Source organism: Vibrio sp. 661, assembly GCF_033339315.1.
Lineage (GTDB): Bacteria > Pseudomonadota > Gammaproteobacteria > Enterobacterales > Vibrionaceae > Vibrio > Vibrio alginolyticus.
Window position 1 is genome coordinate 214,899 of the sequence record NZ_JAWOUJ010000004.1, and the last position, 13,660, is coordinate 228,558.

At 46.2% G+C, this 13,660-nt stretch carries 13 protein-coding genes; 3 read left to right on the forward strand and 10 right to left on the reverse strand.

Annotated elements, in window-relative coordinates:
• Genes gspL through gspC form a run of 10 tightly spaced genes read right to left on the reverse strand, consistent with a single transcriptional unit; the run spans window position 1 to window position 10,047 of the window.
• Window positions 1–1,203 (reverse strand): type II secretion system protein GspL, encoded by a 1,203-nt coding sequence (gene gspL / locus R7P69_RS11190; protein WP_238952170.1) that lies wholly within the window; start codon window positions 1,201–1,203, stop codon window positions 1–3.
• Entirely contained in the window at window positions 1,172–2,182 is a 1,011-nt protein-coding gene (gspK, locus tag R7P69_RS11195) for a type II secretion system minor pseudopilin GspK (protein ID WP_005379302.1), read from the reverse strand. The genes gspL and gspK overlap by 32 nt, the downstream gene beginning before the upstream one ends.
• Window positions 2,175–2,852: a type II secretion system minor pseudopilin GspJ gene (gspJ, locus tag R7P69_RS11200; protein ID WP_025768305.1), complete on the reverse strand. Its 678-nt coding sequence runs from the start codon at window positions 2,850–2,852 to the stop codon at window positions 2,175–2,177. Before gspJ ends, gspK begins: the two co-directional genes overlap by 8 nt.
• Window positions 2,839–3,228 carry a type II secretion system minor pseudopilin GspI gene (gene gspI, locus R7P69_RS11205; RefSeq protein WP_017635009.1) on the reverse strand — a complete coding sequence of 130 codons (390 nt, stop codon included), beginning with the start codon at window positions 3,226–3,228 and terminating at the stop codon, window positions 2,839–2,841. The genes gspJ and gspI overlap by 14 nt, the downstream gene beginning before the upstream one ends.
• A complete protein-coding gene (locus R7P69_RS11210; RefSeq protein ID WP_031779019.1) occupies window positions 3,215–3,814 on the reverse strand; it encodes a prepilin-type N-terminal cleavage/methylation domain-containing protein in 600 nt (199 codons plus the stop codon). Before R7P69_RS11210 ends, gspI begins: the two co-directional genes overlap by 14 nt.
• A 29-nt stretch (window positions 3,815–3,843) precedes the next feature.
• The gene (gene gspG, locus R7P69_RS11215; protein WP_005379298.1) at window positions 3,844–4,287 is read right to left on the reverse strand and encodes a type II secretion system major pseudopilin GspG; all 444 of its coding nucleotides are present in this window, start codon (window positions 4,285–4,287) and stop codon (window positions 3,844–3,846) included.
• Between the two features lie 59 nt (window positions 4,288–4,346).
• Window positions 4,347–5,564 carry a type II secretion system inner membrane protein GspF gene (gene gspF / locus R7P69_RS11220; RefSeq protein ID WP_005379297.1) on the reverse strand — a complete coding sequence of 406 codons (1,218 nt, stop codon included), beginning with the start codon at window positions 5,562–5,564 and terminating at the stop codon, window positions 4,347–4,349.
• A complete protein-coding gene (gspE, locus tag R7P69_RS11225) occupies window positions 5,564–7,066 on the reverse strand; it encodes a type II secretion system ATPase GspE (protein ID WP_005379296.1) in 1,503 nt (500 codons plus the stop codon). Before gspE ends, gspF begins: the two co-directional genes overlap by 1 nt.
• Window positions 7,066–9,084 carry a type II secretion system secretin GspD gene (gene gspD, locus R7P69_RS11230; RefSeq protein WP_005379295.1) on the reverse strand — a complete coding sequence of 673 codons (2,019 nt, stop codon included), beginning with the start codon at window positions 9,082–9,084 and terminating at the stop codon, window positions 7,066–7,068. Before gspD ends, gspE begins: the two co-directional genes overlap by 1 nt.
• A gap of 36 nt (window positions 9,085–9,120) precedes the next feature.
• Complete coding sequence (gspC, locus tag R7P69_RS11235) at window positions 9,121–10,047, reverse strand: type II secretion system protein GspC (protein ID WP_005379294.1); 927 nt, start codon at window positions 10,045–10,047, stop codon at window positions 9,121–9,123.
• 253 nt (window positions 10,048–10,300) lie between these two features.
• On the opposite strand from gspC, the gene hslR reads away from it, so the two are divergent.
• The 3 genes from hslR (at window position 10,301) to pckA (ending at window position 13,559) form a co-directional block, all read left to right on the forward strand.
• The gene (gene hslR / locus R7P69_RS11240) at window positions 10,301–10,687 is read left to right on the forward strand and encodes a ribosome-associated heat shock protein Hsp15 (protein WP_005379292.1); all 387 of its coding nucleotides are present in this window, start codon (window positions 10,301–10,303) and stop codon (window positions 10,685–10,687) included.
• A 31-nt stretch (window positions 10,688–10,718) separates the two neighbouring features.
• Entirely contained in the window at window positions 10,719–11,594 is an 876-nt protein-coding gene (gene hslO, locus R7P69_RS11245; RefSeq protein WP_005379290.1) for an Hsp33 family molecular chaperone HslO, read from the forward strand.
• A 336-nt stretch (window positions 11,595–11,930) separates the two neighbouring features.
• Entirely contained in the window at window positions 11,931–13,559 is a 1,629-nt protein-coding gene (gene pckA / locus R7P69_RS11250; protein ID WP_005382981.1) for a phosphoenolpyruvate carboxykinase (ATP), read from the forward strand.
• Window positions 13,560–13,660 lie beyond the last annotated feature (101 nt).

The window sequence follows — 13,660 nt, forward strand, 5'->3', positions numbered from 1 at the left end:
TCACAAACGCTTCAAAACAAAGCTGCCAACCACAACGTTATCGCTACGGTTCAACTGACCTTGCTCAACATTAAACTTCTCTGCCAATTTCACACGAGCCTGCTCAAAAGGTTGGAAGTCTGAACTACGAGCCTGAATACGTACTTCGCCACGTTGTCCGTCGTATTTAAAGCTAGTGATCTCCAAGTCGCTGACCTGACCAAGCGTCGCGGGTAATGCCGCCAACCATGACAACATTGCCTGCTGACCACTTCCACCAGATAAGCGGCGCTCTTCATCATCCATTTGTCGTTTGAGGTAACTAACGGTAGGAATGCGTCGTTTATTTGGGAACACCTGGCGGAAAATACGCTCACTCTCCTCACGATACGCTTGAGCTTGTGCTTCGTACTTGTGGACCACGAGCAACTGCTGCGCAACCATGACAACGATAAGCACCCCCGCAGCAATGGTGGCTTTTTGCCAGAGCTTCCAGTATTTACCCCAAGAAGATTTCGGCTTGAAGATCCCAGTCAGCAAATTGACTTTGCTTTCTGTCACCCCCTTCGCCAGTAAAGCCATCGTCATTTCTTCTGGTTGTGGCTCCCATATTTCAGGTAACGCAGATTCCGGGACCGAGCTATAGCAATCGAGCTTCCAACCTTCATGATTTTGTAGATAAGAAGAGAGGTAAAGGTCTAACCAAGAAGCGTCGACAACCGCGCCCTCTGTTGCAGAGTGACGAATTAGCCATTGCTCGCCAATCATTGCAGCACTGCTGTGCTCTCCACGAACCGGTAACGCAAGCACATCGGGTAAAATGCGTTTAATGGCGATACCTTGGCTTGAAAAACGTTGCAGTACAGTCTGAATCCAAGCACGTTCAACTGCGCAAATCTGCGCTTTGTCCGCTTGTTTACCCAACACGCTAAAGTGCAGGCCATCAACGTCCTGAGCAACTTCGTCTTCCACTAAGTACGGTAACATCGCCTCGAATTGGCGTGTTGCACCAGGTGGTATATCCACTTGCGTCAGGACCACATCATTACTCGCCAACAGCGCCACAACTTGGCGCTGACCAGCATATGAGACCAATTCATCTAAGTGTTCCCACCCGGCGATTTCACCGCTAGCAATCACTTCCTGTTGATCTATCGACCACACCACCCAAGGAATGGTACTTTGTTGTTCGCTACTCAGCCGAACGGTCAGAAACTCGCTCACTGATCCCTCCAAAACGACGGCGAACTACAGTCACCGTTTCTCTATTTGTACTTTGCAAAAGGCTTCGGATACGTACACGTGATTCATCCACCAACACTTGTGCATCCAATTCAAAAAAGGCGCTATCCACACCCAAATAGCCTTTGGCGTTTTTCTTTACATCTTCACTTAAGCCAGCCATTTCTGACTCTGCTAAAAATTCATCAATGCTATCCCACCCATCAAATGGGCGTTTTTCAATTAGCTGAATCGCATCACTACTGCTTAAGTTTGGTGAGAACATTGCCACCAAAATCGGAGCTTGCTCAACATCAATCGTATTCACGTTTAAACGCCAGTCATCACTTGGTAATGCACAGACCAGCGGCTCCAATTTTTGGAAAATTTCACCACTCACCTGATAGACAGCCCGTAACTCGGAAGCATCTGCCATCCAACCATTTGATGCTAAATAGGAAGGCTTCATCGCTTCATATGTGCTGTCTTCAACCCCAGTAGTCGAACGGACAGAGTCGTCAGCATCAATATATTCCCAAGTAGAGTCTGCAATGATTTCTGCTTGATATGGCTCGACATCCAACTCTTCTAATAGGCGCTGCAATACATTCACTAAATATGGTCTTGTAATTTGCTGACCCGTTGGTTGCACACGACTCAATACATTTAGATTAAAGCACGCTTGCTTGTCTCTAATTCGTCCCGCCGCTTGACCATAATCTAACGGATAGACTTGCTCTTTTATCGCCCACGGTTGACTCATATTAATCGTGTCGGTGTCTTTATAACTTTGTTCGATACCCACTTTTGCTAGCGCCTCGACGCCAAGGCTGTACCAGTACGCTTGCTGGTAATTGATTTGATTAGCGCCTCGCTGAAACTGCAAGAACAAACGTTCCGACATGCTGGCAGCAACCGTCGCCATAATCGCCAGCAACATCAACACTATAATCAAAGCAACACCGCGTTGACGGTTAACCATTATTGCTGTCTCCTGAACTTTCATCTTTCTGACTCAATGTGCCATCAGGAGTGAGATAAGTGCGGGCAATTTCTCCATAGTCTTTGAGAGTGAGAACAACAGAAACCGCTTTCGGCAGCGCTTTTTCTTCAGCCCACTCTTTTTTCCATTGCTTACCATCATAGAAACGCATATCAAATGACTCGACCTGCGTTAGCAATGGAGTAACAGTACCTTGTTGCCCAACCGGCGTATCAGGATAGCGCCACCATACTCGCTGCAGTGTTTCTTCTTTTAAGCGATAGCCAACCTTGGTTACTTCTCCACGAGGGAACTGCTGCTGAGGGTTGTGCCAACCTAAACGGGCAAACATCAGTCCTTTGGTATCGGAGTCCAACAGGTAATCGGACCAAAAAATTAGCCGGCTAGCAGGCTCTTCACCATTAGTACGTGTTTGACGCATCGCCATTTGACGAAAATCGTTATCCATCATAACCATGGCACGCTGAATTTCGTTTAAGCGTTGGGTTCGTTCTTGTGATAGCGCATTGCTACGCTGTACTTGCGATACCACTTGGTACGCTGCGACACTTAAACTGGCAAAGATGGCAATCGATACCAACACTTCAATAAGTGTAAAACCTTTTACCCTTTGGCGCGTGTTTGCGCGGAGATGATTATTGCGCCACATAGCTTCGTACCGTTACTACAGGGCTCGCGCTTTTCTCTACCGAGACGCTCACATCAAATGCTTTCAGCAATGGCTGCGTCGTGGCGACTGGCGTGACTTTCCAGAACCAAGTGCGTCCTGCCAGCTCTTCTGTGCCGTTTTTCGCTTTGAGTTCTCCGGTATTCAACATCACATTTGCCATCTGATTATCCACAACCATGGCTGCAAACATTTTTTCTTCTAGATAACTGATTGTATTAATATGCTGGCTCACAGAGCGAATGACACTGATGGCAGCGGTAGCGAAAATTGCCAGTGCGACCAATACTTCCAGTAAGGTCATGCCTCTCGTCCGGCGATGACTCAAATTTGGGCGAGCTTGCTTAAAATTGCGCATTCTCATCCTCTTTCACTTCTTCGCCCGGAGCTAATAACAAAATTTGTCCACTTTCTTTGCCAATGACTCGCCAACCGTCATTAAAGGCATCACCATTTTGCGGAAAAAAAGACAGGGTAAATGGCGTGACTTCGGCGCTGGAAAAGATAAACACTTGCGGTGGCTGAATTTTCTTTTCGTCCTCTTCTTCTGCGAACATGTCTTCATCAAAAAGAGAACCTGGTTTGAATAAGCGCTCATCATTATCCCAAGCACCACCTCCGAGCTCGAGTTGTAGCGTAATATCTTCTTCTAGCTTGGTTTTGCTCGGAATCTGCTTTAATTTCAGAGGCTGCCAACCTTCTGAGGTTAAACTCAGTAGAGCGTAGGTCGATTTGGTATCATCCACTCGAACGCCAAAATCTTTACCGCTCAGCACCGCTTCTTCATTGAGCAGCTGTAAACGCTGAAAAAAGCTTTGAGCATACTGTTTGGAAAGATCTTTTTGGCTAGTCGGTAACGTCGAGATCACGGCCACAGCCGTAAGAGATAGCAAAACCAGCACCAATAGAATTTCTATCAATGTAAAACCGTTATGTTTTCGCATTTGTTTCATTAGTGCTGGCTTAGGCTCAATTATTGGAAGTCTTGCATGTTCCAGTTGCCAATATCTGCAGCTGGACCTTCTCCACCCTCTTGGCCATCTGCGCCTAGAGTGAAGATATCGATTGTACCGTTATCACCTGGGCTTAAGTATTGGTACTGGTTGCCCCAAGGGTCATTAGGAAGACGTTTGATGTAACCACCATCACGGTAGTTGCGTGGCTCTGGGTTAGATGGCTTACTAACCAATGCTTCTAGACCTTGGTCCGTTGTTGGGTAAACGCTATTATCCAACTTGTACATATCTAAGGCATTTTCCAACGCGACAATGTCCGTAATCGCTTTTTGTTGGTCAGCCTTCTCTTTGTTACCCAATAGGTTTGGAACAACAAAACTTGCCAAAATACCTAGGATAACCACAACAACCATCACTTCTAAAAGTGTAAAACCCTGTTGTTTACTACGCTTAAACTTCATTTTTTTCTCCGAAAGTTAGATTAAAGCCATGCCGTTAGTAGACACGTCTTAATTCGAAATTATCCACTCATCAAGTTATTCATTTCTAGCATTGGCATCAAGGTCGCCATCACAATGAACAACACTAATCCAGCCATTAATGCAATCAGCGCAGGAGTAAACACACCCAGAGCAATATTGACTGTTGATTCAAAGTTTTGATCTTGGTTATCGGCAGCCCGCGTCAACATGCTCTCTAATTCACCACTTTGCTCACCACTGGCGATCATGTGTAGCATCATTGGTGGAAACAAGCGAGTTTGATCCAACGCCTTACGCAGACTAGCCCCCTCTCGAACGTTATCCGCTGCAAGCAAGACTTGCTGCTTCACATAACGGTTAGACATAACATCTACCGCAACGCGCATACCCTCTAGAATTGGAATCGCACTGGAAGTACAGATCGAAAGCGTTCGTGCGAATCGTGCGGTATTCAAACCTCGAGAGATCTTACCTATTAGCGGTAAGCTCAAGATTTTTCTGTCCCAAGCTAAGCGAAAGTCTGGCTTTTGCAACGCCAGTTTGAGGCCATAGAAAAGCGCCACCAGCACAACGAAAATAATCAGCCCCCAATCTTGCACAAACTCACTGGCTGCCAGTAAAAATTGCGTCGATTGAGGTAACTCTTGGCCCATCTGAATGATGGGTTCAATGATTTTAGGAACAACTGTCGCCAATAAGAACGAAACGATGACAACCGCGAATACCACCAAAACTACAGGATAAATCATGGCTTGAAGCAATTTAGATCGCATCTTTTGGCGGTTTTCGACGTAGTCTGCCAAACGCTCTAATACGGTATCGAGGTGACCTGATTTTTCGCCCGCCGCAACCATGGAGCGGTACAGTTCATCAAACACATGTGGGTAATCGGCAAAACTGTCGGCAAGCGGATAACCCTCTGTTACTTTCGAGCGAACCGCAGCCAACATAGAACGAATCCTCGGCTTTTCAGCCTGCTCAGAGACCGCACGCAAACACTCTTCCAAAGGCATACCTGATTGGACTAGCGTAGACAATTGCCGTGTGATGAGTGCCAGCTCAGATGTTGAGACGCCGCGCTTAAAGCTGACTGAACCTGAAGACTTAGCCGATTTAGCTTTCGTCTCAACCACTTCAATCGGGATCATCCCTTGCTCTTTGAGTCGCTGGCGCACTTGTCGGGCGTTGTCCCCTTCTATCGTGCCTTTTTTATGCTTGCCTTTTGCATCTAGCGCTTTGTACTCAAATGCCGCCATTAGGTTTCCTTCGTCACTCGCATCACTTCTTCAAGTGACGTAATGCCACGACGCACTTTGCTTAAACCATCGCTGCGAATACTTGGCGTATGGGCGCGAACGGCTCTCTCAATTTCTTGCTCACCAGACTCTCGGTGAATCAACTCTTGTACTTGCTCATCAACCATAATGAGCTCGTGGATACCTGTTCGACCTCGGTAGCCTTTTTGGTTACACGCTTCACAGCCTTTTGCTCGGTGCAGTTCTAACGGTTCATGCGCTTCCATACCAAACAGTTTTTTCTGTTCCGCATCGGCTTCATACGGCTCTTTACAGCTTGGACAAAGCGTTCGAACTAAGCGCTGCGCTAGCACCCCTAATAACGAAGAAGAAATAAGGAATGGCTCAATACCCATATCACGTAGACGCGTAATCGCACCCACTGCGGTGTTGGTGTGGAGAGTCGACATTACCAAGTGACCCGTTAAGGACGCTTGCACTGCAATTTGTGCGGTTTCTAAGTCACGGATCTCACCGACCATCACCACATCCGGGTCCTGACGCAGAATGGCACGCAAGCCGCGCGCAAACGTCATGTCGACCTTTGGGTTCACCTGAGTTTGACCGATGCCATCAATATCAAATTCGATCGGGTCTTCAACCGTTAGAATGTTGCGTTCGTTGCTATTGATCTCTTGCAAGCCAGCGTACAAGGTGGTGGATTTACCAGAACCTGTCGGGCCCGTCACCAAGATGATACCGTGAGGGCGGCCAATCAAGTGACGGAAGTTGTCATGCACTGAAGGGGTCATGCCCAAACTATGTAAATCAAGACGAGTCGCGTTTTTATCCAACAGACGCATTACCACGCGCTCCCCATGAGAGGACGGCATCGTCGATACACGCACGTCCACCGCACGACCACCGATACGCAACGAAATACGGCCATCTTGAGGCACACGCTTTTCTGCGATATCTAGTTTAGCCATAACCTTCACACGAGAAACCAGCAAAGGCGCTAGCTTACGACTTGGGGTCAGAACTTCACGCAATACGCCATCGACACGGAAACGAATCGAAAGGGTTTTCTCGAACGTCTCAATATGAATATCCGACGCACCTTCTTTGATCGCTTCGCCCAACATGGCGTTGATCAATTTGATGATTGGCGCATCGTCTTCCGATTCTAATAAGTCTTCATCATGCGGCAGTTCTTCAGCCAAAGAGAAGAAATCATCGCTATCAGCACCAATATCTTCCATCAACTGACGCGCTTCAGACGAGTCGCGTTGATATGCTTCAGTCAGCTTTTTATCAAAGGCTTCTTTATCGATAGGTTGCGGTACGAAGCTTTTCTTTAATACACGACGGACTTCAACCAGAGCCGCAGGGTTAAGCGGCTCGACATAGTAAAGAATAGGTGGACGCTCAGGATGCTCTGTCTCCAGCACCAGTTTAAAGCGGTTGGCAAAACTGAATGGCAGACGACGCATACTTGGCGCTGTGTCTAACATATCAACCATTAGTTGTTTTCCATTTGATCAATAAACGCTTGAATCTCTGTTGGGTGCTGACGCTCCTGGCCAAAGGCTGGCATAACCGGGATCTTCTCGTCAGCCATCAACTTCAAACCTTGATCCGCTTTGTAAAGCTGTTCTGCGCGAATAAAGTTGTATTTACGCTGCGTAATACCGTCGGCCGTCACACCATCGCGAATAATCGTCGGCTTGATGAACACCATCAAGTTACGTTTTTCTGTTTGCGTGCTAGTTGACTTGAACAGATGGCCAAGTACCGGAATGTCACCCAATAGCGGCACTTTAGACTCACTTTCAAGTGCGCGTTCATCGACCAAACCACCAAGAACCAACATCTGACCATCTTGGATCATGACAGAGGTGTTTAACTGTCGTTTAGCAAAGCGAACGTCAACCGCACCGTTTGCGCCTAATACGTTGGAAACTTCTTGTTCAATGTTTAACTGTACAGAGTCACCTTCGTTAATTTGTGGCACTACTTTGAGTTTGATACCGACTTCTTTACGGTCAACCGTTTGGAATGGGTTGTCGTTGTTTGAGCCAGCCGTAGAGCCCGTAATAACCGGAACCTCTTCACCCACAATAAATGATGCTTCGCCATTATCCATTACAGTGATACTTGGAGAAGATAGAATGTTTGAGTTGGAGTCAGAAGCAACAGCACTAATTAGCGCTGTCCAGTCACCCATGACAATACTCATTGCCGCACCATTTACTCCGCTAAGTGCTGACGCTAGCGTAGAGTAGTCACCTGATTCAGTAACATCATATGGCGTTCGTTCGCCATTAGAGTTGGTATAGTATTCAGTTCGGGTTTGATCTTTTGCTTCTTCTAGCCCAACCATCACCTGACCAATCGGGGCTCCTGAGTTACCGTACTGAATTACAGCACCCGTTTCTAATGAACCCCACTGAACACCTAGGTTAATACCATCACCTTCAGACATTTCGACAATTAACGCTTCAATAAGAACCTGAGCACGACGAATATCGAGTTGAGAAATGACGTCTTGTAATGCCATCATAATATCTGGTGGCGCTGTTAAAACTAACGAGTTAGTTGCAGCGTGAGCAGCAATGACGACCTCACCACGCGATGCACCTGATGTTTTCTGACCGGCTTGTTTTTCAGCTTGCAGGTTATCGGAAACACCTTTCAATACATCCACCAAATCTTCAGCTTTCGCATTTTTCAGGTACACAACTCGGTTGTTACCTTTTGTCGCCATTTCAACATCAAGTTGACGAATCAAACGTTTCAAGCGGGCTCTTACTTTTGGATCACCAGAAATTAAAATCGCGTTAGTACGTTCATCGGCCACAATTTTAGGTTCAAGGAACTCTGGCGTGCTTTTCTGATTCGCACTTTTATTCAGTGCTTCAACAATGCGTACCATTTCAGCAGCAGATGCATTACGCAGCTCTACCAATTCAATTTCTTTATCACCGGCTTGGTCAACACGCTTGATGATCTCTGCTAAGCGATTCACTACTGCCGCACGACCTGTGATCAAGATAATATTCGCTGGATCATAATGAACCACGTTACCGGCACCGGCGTTATCAATCAGCTGACGAAGTAGAGGAGACAACTCTCGAACCGACACATTACGCACCGCGACAACTCGAGTGATAACACTATCGCCTTGCGCGCTGCCATCACCTAACACAGGGATTGCTGAGGTTTTTGAGTCTTTTGCTTTGATAACCTTAAGTACCCCATTGTCCATCTCTACGACTGCGTAACCGTATACTTCAAGGACATTAAGGAAAAAGCTGTAGTATTGCTCTTCGTTAAGAACGTCATAGCTGCGGACATCGATTTTACCGCGTACTGAAGGATCAACAATGATGGTCTTTTCGAGGTTACGACCCACTATGTTGATGAATTCTTGAATATCAGTGCCTTTAAAGCTCGCACTAAATTCGTTTGCCATTGCACCTGGTACGCAGAGTAAACTTCCTGCTAGTAGCCAAGCACTTTTGCTGAACCAATGTTTCACGTATGTCTCCCTGAACTTACGCCGGTTGCCTAAGTCTTACAATTGGATATAGATATCGTACTGTTGGCCGTCTCGCTCAACAGTTAAATTTAATTCTTGCGGATCGCTCATCACTTGCATCAGTTGTACTGAAGAAGACGGGTCACTTAAATCGATCCCGTTCAGTTGAACCGCAATATCGCCAGGTTGTAGTCCTACATCATTAAATAATGCGGCATCACGACCAGGTGATACTCGATAACCAACAATGTCTCCGTCTTTTTTGACGGGTGAAATGGTGATGTATTTAAAAACGCTTTGTGGATCTTTCGCAATTTCCTCGCGGATTTGCTCTAATTTCTCTCCAACGTCAGACGTCGCTGCTTCTGCTCGCTGAGCTTGCGCCCTGGCTACCTGCGGCGATTCAGATAGCTTCTTATATTCTATACCTTCCATCATTAAGGTCTCGTCTCGACCTTGGTTATCAATGATGACGCGATCCACCAATACCGCTTTTAGTGTCGCACGTGTCCCTTCGATTTCTTCACCCAAACCGTACGTAGCTTGCTTACCTCGGTTAGCAATAACAGCAAGGCTGGTGTTGGCATCACTACTTGCAACCGCACCGACCAGCGTAAGGTTAAGGCGCGTCTTAGGGGCGTCTTTAACAATAGGCTGTTCTACAACCGCCGCTTTTTGCTCAGTGTATTTACCGAATAGGTTGGCATTCTGAAGGGCATTAAAATCTATCGCGTCGCCTTTATTGCTCGCAGCAACGCTACTCGCCGATGGACGCCATTGCGGCACTTCCGACGATTGAGGTATGGCTAACCACACAATTTTGCCAAGTATCCATCCGGTTATCGCAATAAACAGACAGGTAAGCAACAAGCTAAGTTTGGCTTGAATGGTATAATGATTGGACTTGATCTGAGCCAGTAGCGGTCTGCTTGATAATCCTGCACTTAGCTCTAAACGTTTCACTGAATGGATTCCTTTATTCTAACGTCCGTCATTTAAGCTATAACGATAGCTATCGACTTTAAATTGCTAAATTTGCAATAAAATTATTACTCAACAAAGAGCAGTGAACTATATCACAAGTTGTCTTTCATACCTTTTTCTTATGCAGTTTTTGCCAACTCCCTTGAAAAAAATACGCCTTGACTCCATCTGTAGGTGAATAATCCATCACTCATTGCCGTATTCGGGCAGTGATTAGATAGCGTAGTGTTCTATGAGTTCCCTAAATGAAGCCGTTAGGCTAGATAAATGGCTATGGGCCGCAAGATTTTACAAAACCCGCTCCATCGCACGTAACATGGTCGATGGCGGTAAAGTCCACTATAATGGCCAACGAAGCAAGCCGAGTAAAATCGTTGAAGTGGGCGCTGAAGTCAGACTTCGTCAAGGCAACGAAGAAAAAATCGTGATCATCGAACAAATCTCAGATCAACGCCGAGGCGCTCCCATCGCACAAACCTTATATCGCGAAACCAATGAGAGTATCGCGAAACGTGAGGAACACGCGACTCAACGTAAGCTTAATGCCCACAACCCAAGTCCGGAACGCCGCCCAGATAAAAAGCAGCGCAGAGACATCATTAAGTTCAAACACCAATAAAAGCCGGAATTACCAACGAGGAAAGCACTCCATGGCAAATAATGTTTTAAACCGCTACCTATTCGAAGATCTTTCAGTACGTGGCGAGTTGGTACAATTGGATGAAGCGTACCAACGTGTTATCTCCAGCAAGGAATATCCGGCAGCAATAGAGAAACTGCTGGGTGAGCTACTCGTTTCAACTACTCTTTTAACTGCCACTCTTAAGTTCGAAGGTTCGATCACCATCCAGCTACAAGGCGACGGTCCTGTGTCTCTTGCCGTTATCAACGGTGACCATAACCAACGTGTTCGTGGCGTAGCTCGCTGGGAAGGCGATGTTGCCGATGACGCAAACATTCACGATCTAATGGGTAAGGGCTACCTTGTGATCACCATCGAACCGAAAAACGGCGAGCGTTACCAAGGCGTCGTTGGATTAGAAGGTGACACTTTAGCAGAAGTGCTAGAAGGCTACTTTGCAAACTCAGAGCAGTTAAAAACGCGCCTATGGATCCGCACTGGTGAGCATGAGGGCAAAGCACACGCAGCAGGTATGTTGATTCAAGTGATCCCTGACGGCACTGGCTCTCCAGATGATTTCGAACATCTAGAGCAGCTCACTGACACAGTAAAAGATGAAGAATTGTTTGGTTTAGAAGCGAACGAGTTATTGTATCGACTATATAACCAAGACAAAGTACGTCTGTACGAGCCGCAACCTGTCGAGTTCCATTGTGGCTGTTCACGTGAGCGTAGCGGTGCCGCAATCATCACCGTTGAGAAAGCTGAAATTTATGACATTTTGGCAGAAGTTGGATCAGTTTCTTTACATTGTGATTACTGTGGCACAACTTATACGTTCGACGAATCTGAAGTCACTGAACTGTATGCACAAGCTTCTACAGACAAGAAAACCCTGCATTAATTTACATAGCTTATCAAGCACGTAATTTACCCTACAAAAGGCCAGCTTAATGCTGGCCTTTTTGTGATCAACCCCTCGTAATAACTAGCCTCAAGCGTAATAAAACAACTGCTTAATTTTAAACAATTAATAATGATTTTGCCCTAGCGCAAAGGATTGCGTGCACGATAGACTATTCCCACCAATATGTGACGGGTTACCTAAAACCTTATTGAAATCATGGGTAAATTTTGAGCTATCTCCCTGTTTTCTCCCCGCCCCGTTGCTAGCATGGTGAGCAGATTAAAATTAAAACATTCTTACAAAATCCCTACAAAATCCTTATAAGGAGCACCTATGACCGTTATGGAACATACTAAGGCTGCAACACTTGATCTAACCAAGCACGGACTGCATAACGTAAAAGAGGTTATTCGCAACCCAAGCTACGAAATGTTGTTTGAGGAAGAAACGCGTGAAGACCTAACCGGTTATGAGCGCGGCGTGGTTACTGAACTAGGTGCGGTTGCCGTTGACACTGGCATCTTTACTGGTCGCTCACCAAAAGATAAATACATCGTCAAAGACGCTACGACAGAAGAACATATGTGGTGGACGTCTGATCAAGTGAAAAATGATAACAAGCCAATCACTCCTGAAGTGTGGGACGAGCTAAAAGAACTGGTCACAAACCAGCTTTCTAACAAACGCTTGTTTGTTGTTGACGGTTACTGTGGTGCAAACCCAGATACACGTTTGAGCATTCGTGTTATCACAGAAGTCGCATGGCAAGCGCACTTCGTTAAAAACATGTTTATTCGCCCGACAGAAGAAGAGTTAGCGACATTTGAACCAGACTTCGTAGTAATGAATGGCGCAAAATGCACTAATCCAAAATGGGAAGAGCAAGGCCTGAACTCAGAAAACTTCACCGTATTTAACCTAACCGAGCGCATGCAACTTATCGGTGGTACTTGGTACGGCGGTGAAATGAAGAAAGGTATGTTCGCCATGATGAACTACTTCCTTCCACTAAAAGACATCGCATCAATGCACTGTAGCGCTAACATGGGCAAAGATGGCGATGTAGCGGTATTCTTCGGTCTATCTGGTACGGGTAAAACGACCCTGTCGACTGATCCTAAACGTGCGCTAATTGGTGATGATGAGCACGGCTGGGATGATGACGGTGTCTTCAACTTCGAAGGTGGTTGTTACGCAAAAACCATCAAACTTTCGAAAGAAGCGGAGCCGGACATCTACAATGCAATTCGTCGTGATGCACTGCTAGAAAACGTAACAGTACGTGGCGATGGCTCTATCGACTTTGATGATGGTTCGAAAACAGAAAACACACGTGTTTCTTACCCTATCTACCATATAGATAATATCGTTAAGCCAGTATCAAAAGGCGGTCACGCGAATAAAGTGATCTTCCTATCAGCCGATGCATTTGGCGTACTGCCTCCAGTATCTAAATTGACACCTGAGCAAACTAAGTACCACTTCCTGTCTGGCTTTACCGCCAAACTAGCGGGAACAGAGCGCGGTATTACTGAGCCAACACCAACTTTCTCTGCTTGTTTCGGCGCGGCGTTCCTAACGCTTCACCCAACTAAATACGCAGAAGTACTGGTTAAACGCATGGAAGCAGCAGGCGCTGAGGCTTACCTAGTGAATACTGGTTGGAACGGCACTGGCAAACGTATCTCTATTCAAGATACACGCGGAATTATTGATGCCATTCTTGATGGTTCGATTGAAGATGCACCAACTAAGCACATTCCAATCTTCAACCTTGAAGTACCAACGTCACTACCAGGTGTGGATCCTAGCATTCTAGACCCTCGCGACACGTACGTTGACCCACTTCAGTGGGAAAGCAAAGCGAAAGATTTAGCAGAGCGCTTTATCAATAACTTTGATAAATACACAGACAACGCTGAAGGTAAATCCCTGGTTGCGGCTGGTCCTCAGATTGATTAAATCGAGTAACAGCGACGTCGCGTAAACGCAGTGAAAAGTTGGCATTAACTTATCACCTTTACGTAGGCCAAGTTACAAAAATTGCTTCAAGCCCCTCTTTT

Bases quoted from the DNA above. Each gene is read 5' to 3' on its own strand.
- gspK (WP_005379302.1), bottom strand. From the start codon at position 2,182: ATGGTTAACCGTCAACGCGGTGTTGCTTTGATTATAGTGTTGATGTTG.
- gspJ (WP_025768305.1), bottom strand. From the start codon at position 2,852: ATGTGGCGCAATAATCATCTCCGCGCAAACACGCGCCAAAGGGTAAAA.
- gspI (WP_017635009.1), bottom strand. From the start codon at position 3,228: ATGCGCAATTTTAAGCAAGCTCGCCCAAATTTGAGTCATCGCCGGACG.
- R7P69_RS11210 (WP_031779019.1), bottom strand. From the start codon at position 3,814: ATGCGAAAACATAACGGTTTTACATTGATAGAAATTCTATTGGTGCTG.
- gspG (WP_005379298.1), bottom strand. From the start codon at position 4,287: ATGAAGTTTAAGCGTAGTAAACAACAGGGTTTTACACTTTTAGAAGTG.
- gspF (WP_005379297.1), bottom strand. From the start codon at position 5,564: ATGGCGGCATTTGAGTACAAAGCGCTAGATGCAAAAGGCAAGCATAAA.
- gspE (WP_005379296.1), bottom strand. From the start codon at position 7,066: ATGGTTGATATGTTAGACACAGCGCCAAGTATGCGTCGTCTGCCATTC.
- hslR (WP_005379292.1), top strand. From the start codon at position 10,301: ATGAGTTCCCTAAATGAAGCCGTTAGGCTAGATAAATGGCTATGGGCC.
- hslO (WP_005379290.1), top strand. From the start codon at position 10,719: ATGGCAAATAATGTTTTAAACCGCTACCTATTCGAAGATCTTTCAGTA.
- pckA (WP_005382981.1), top strand. From the start codon at position 11,931: ATGACCGTTATGGAACATACTAAGGCTGCAACACTTGATCTAACCAAG.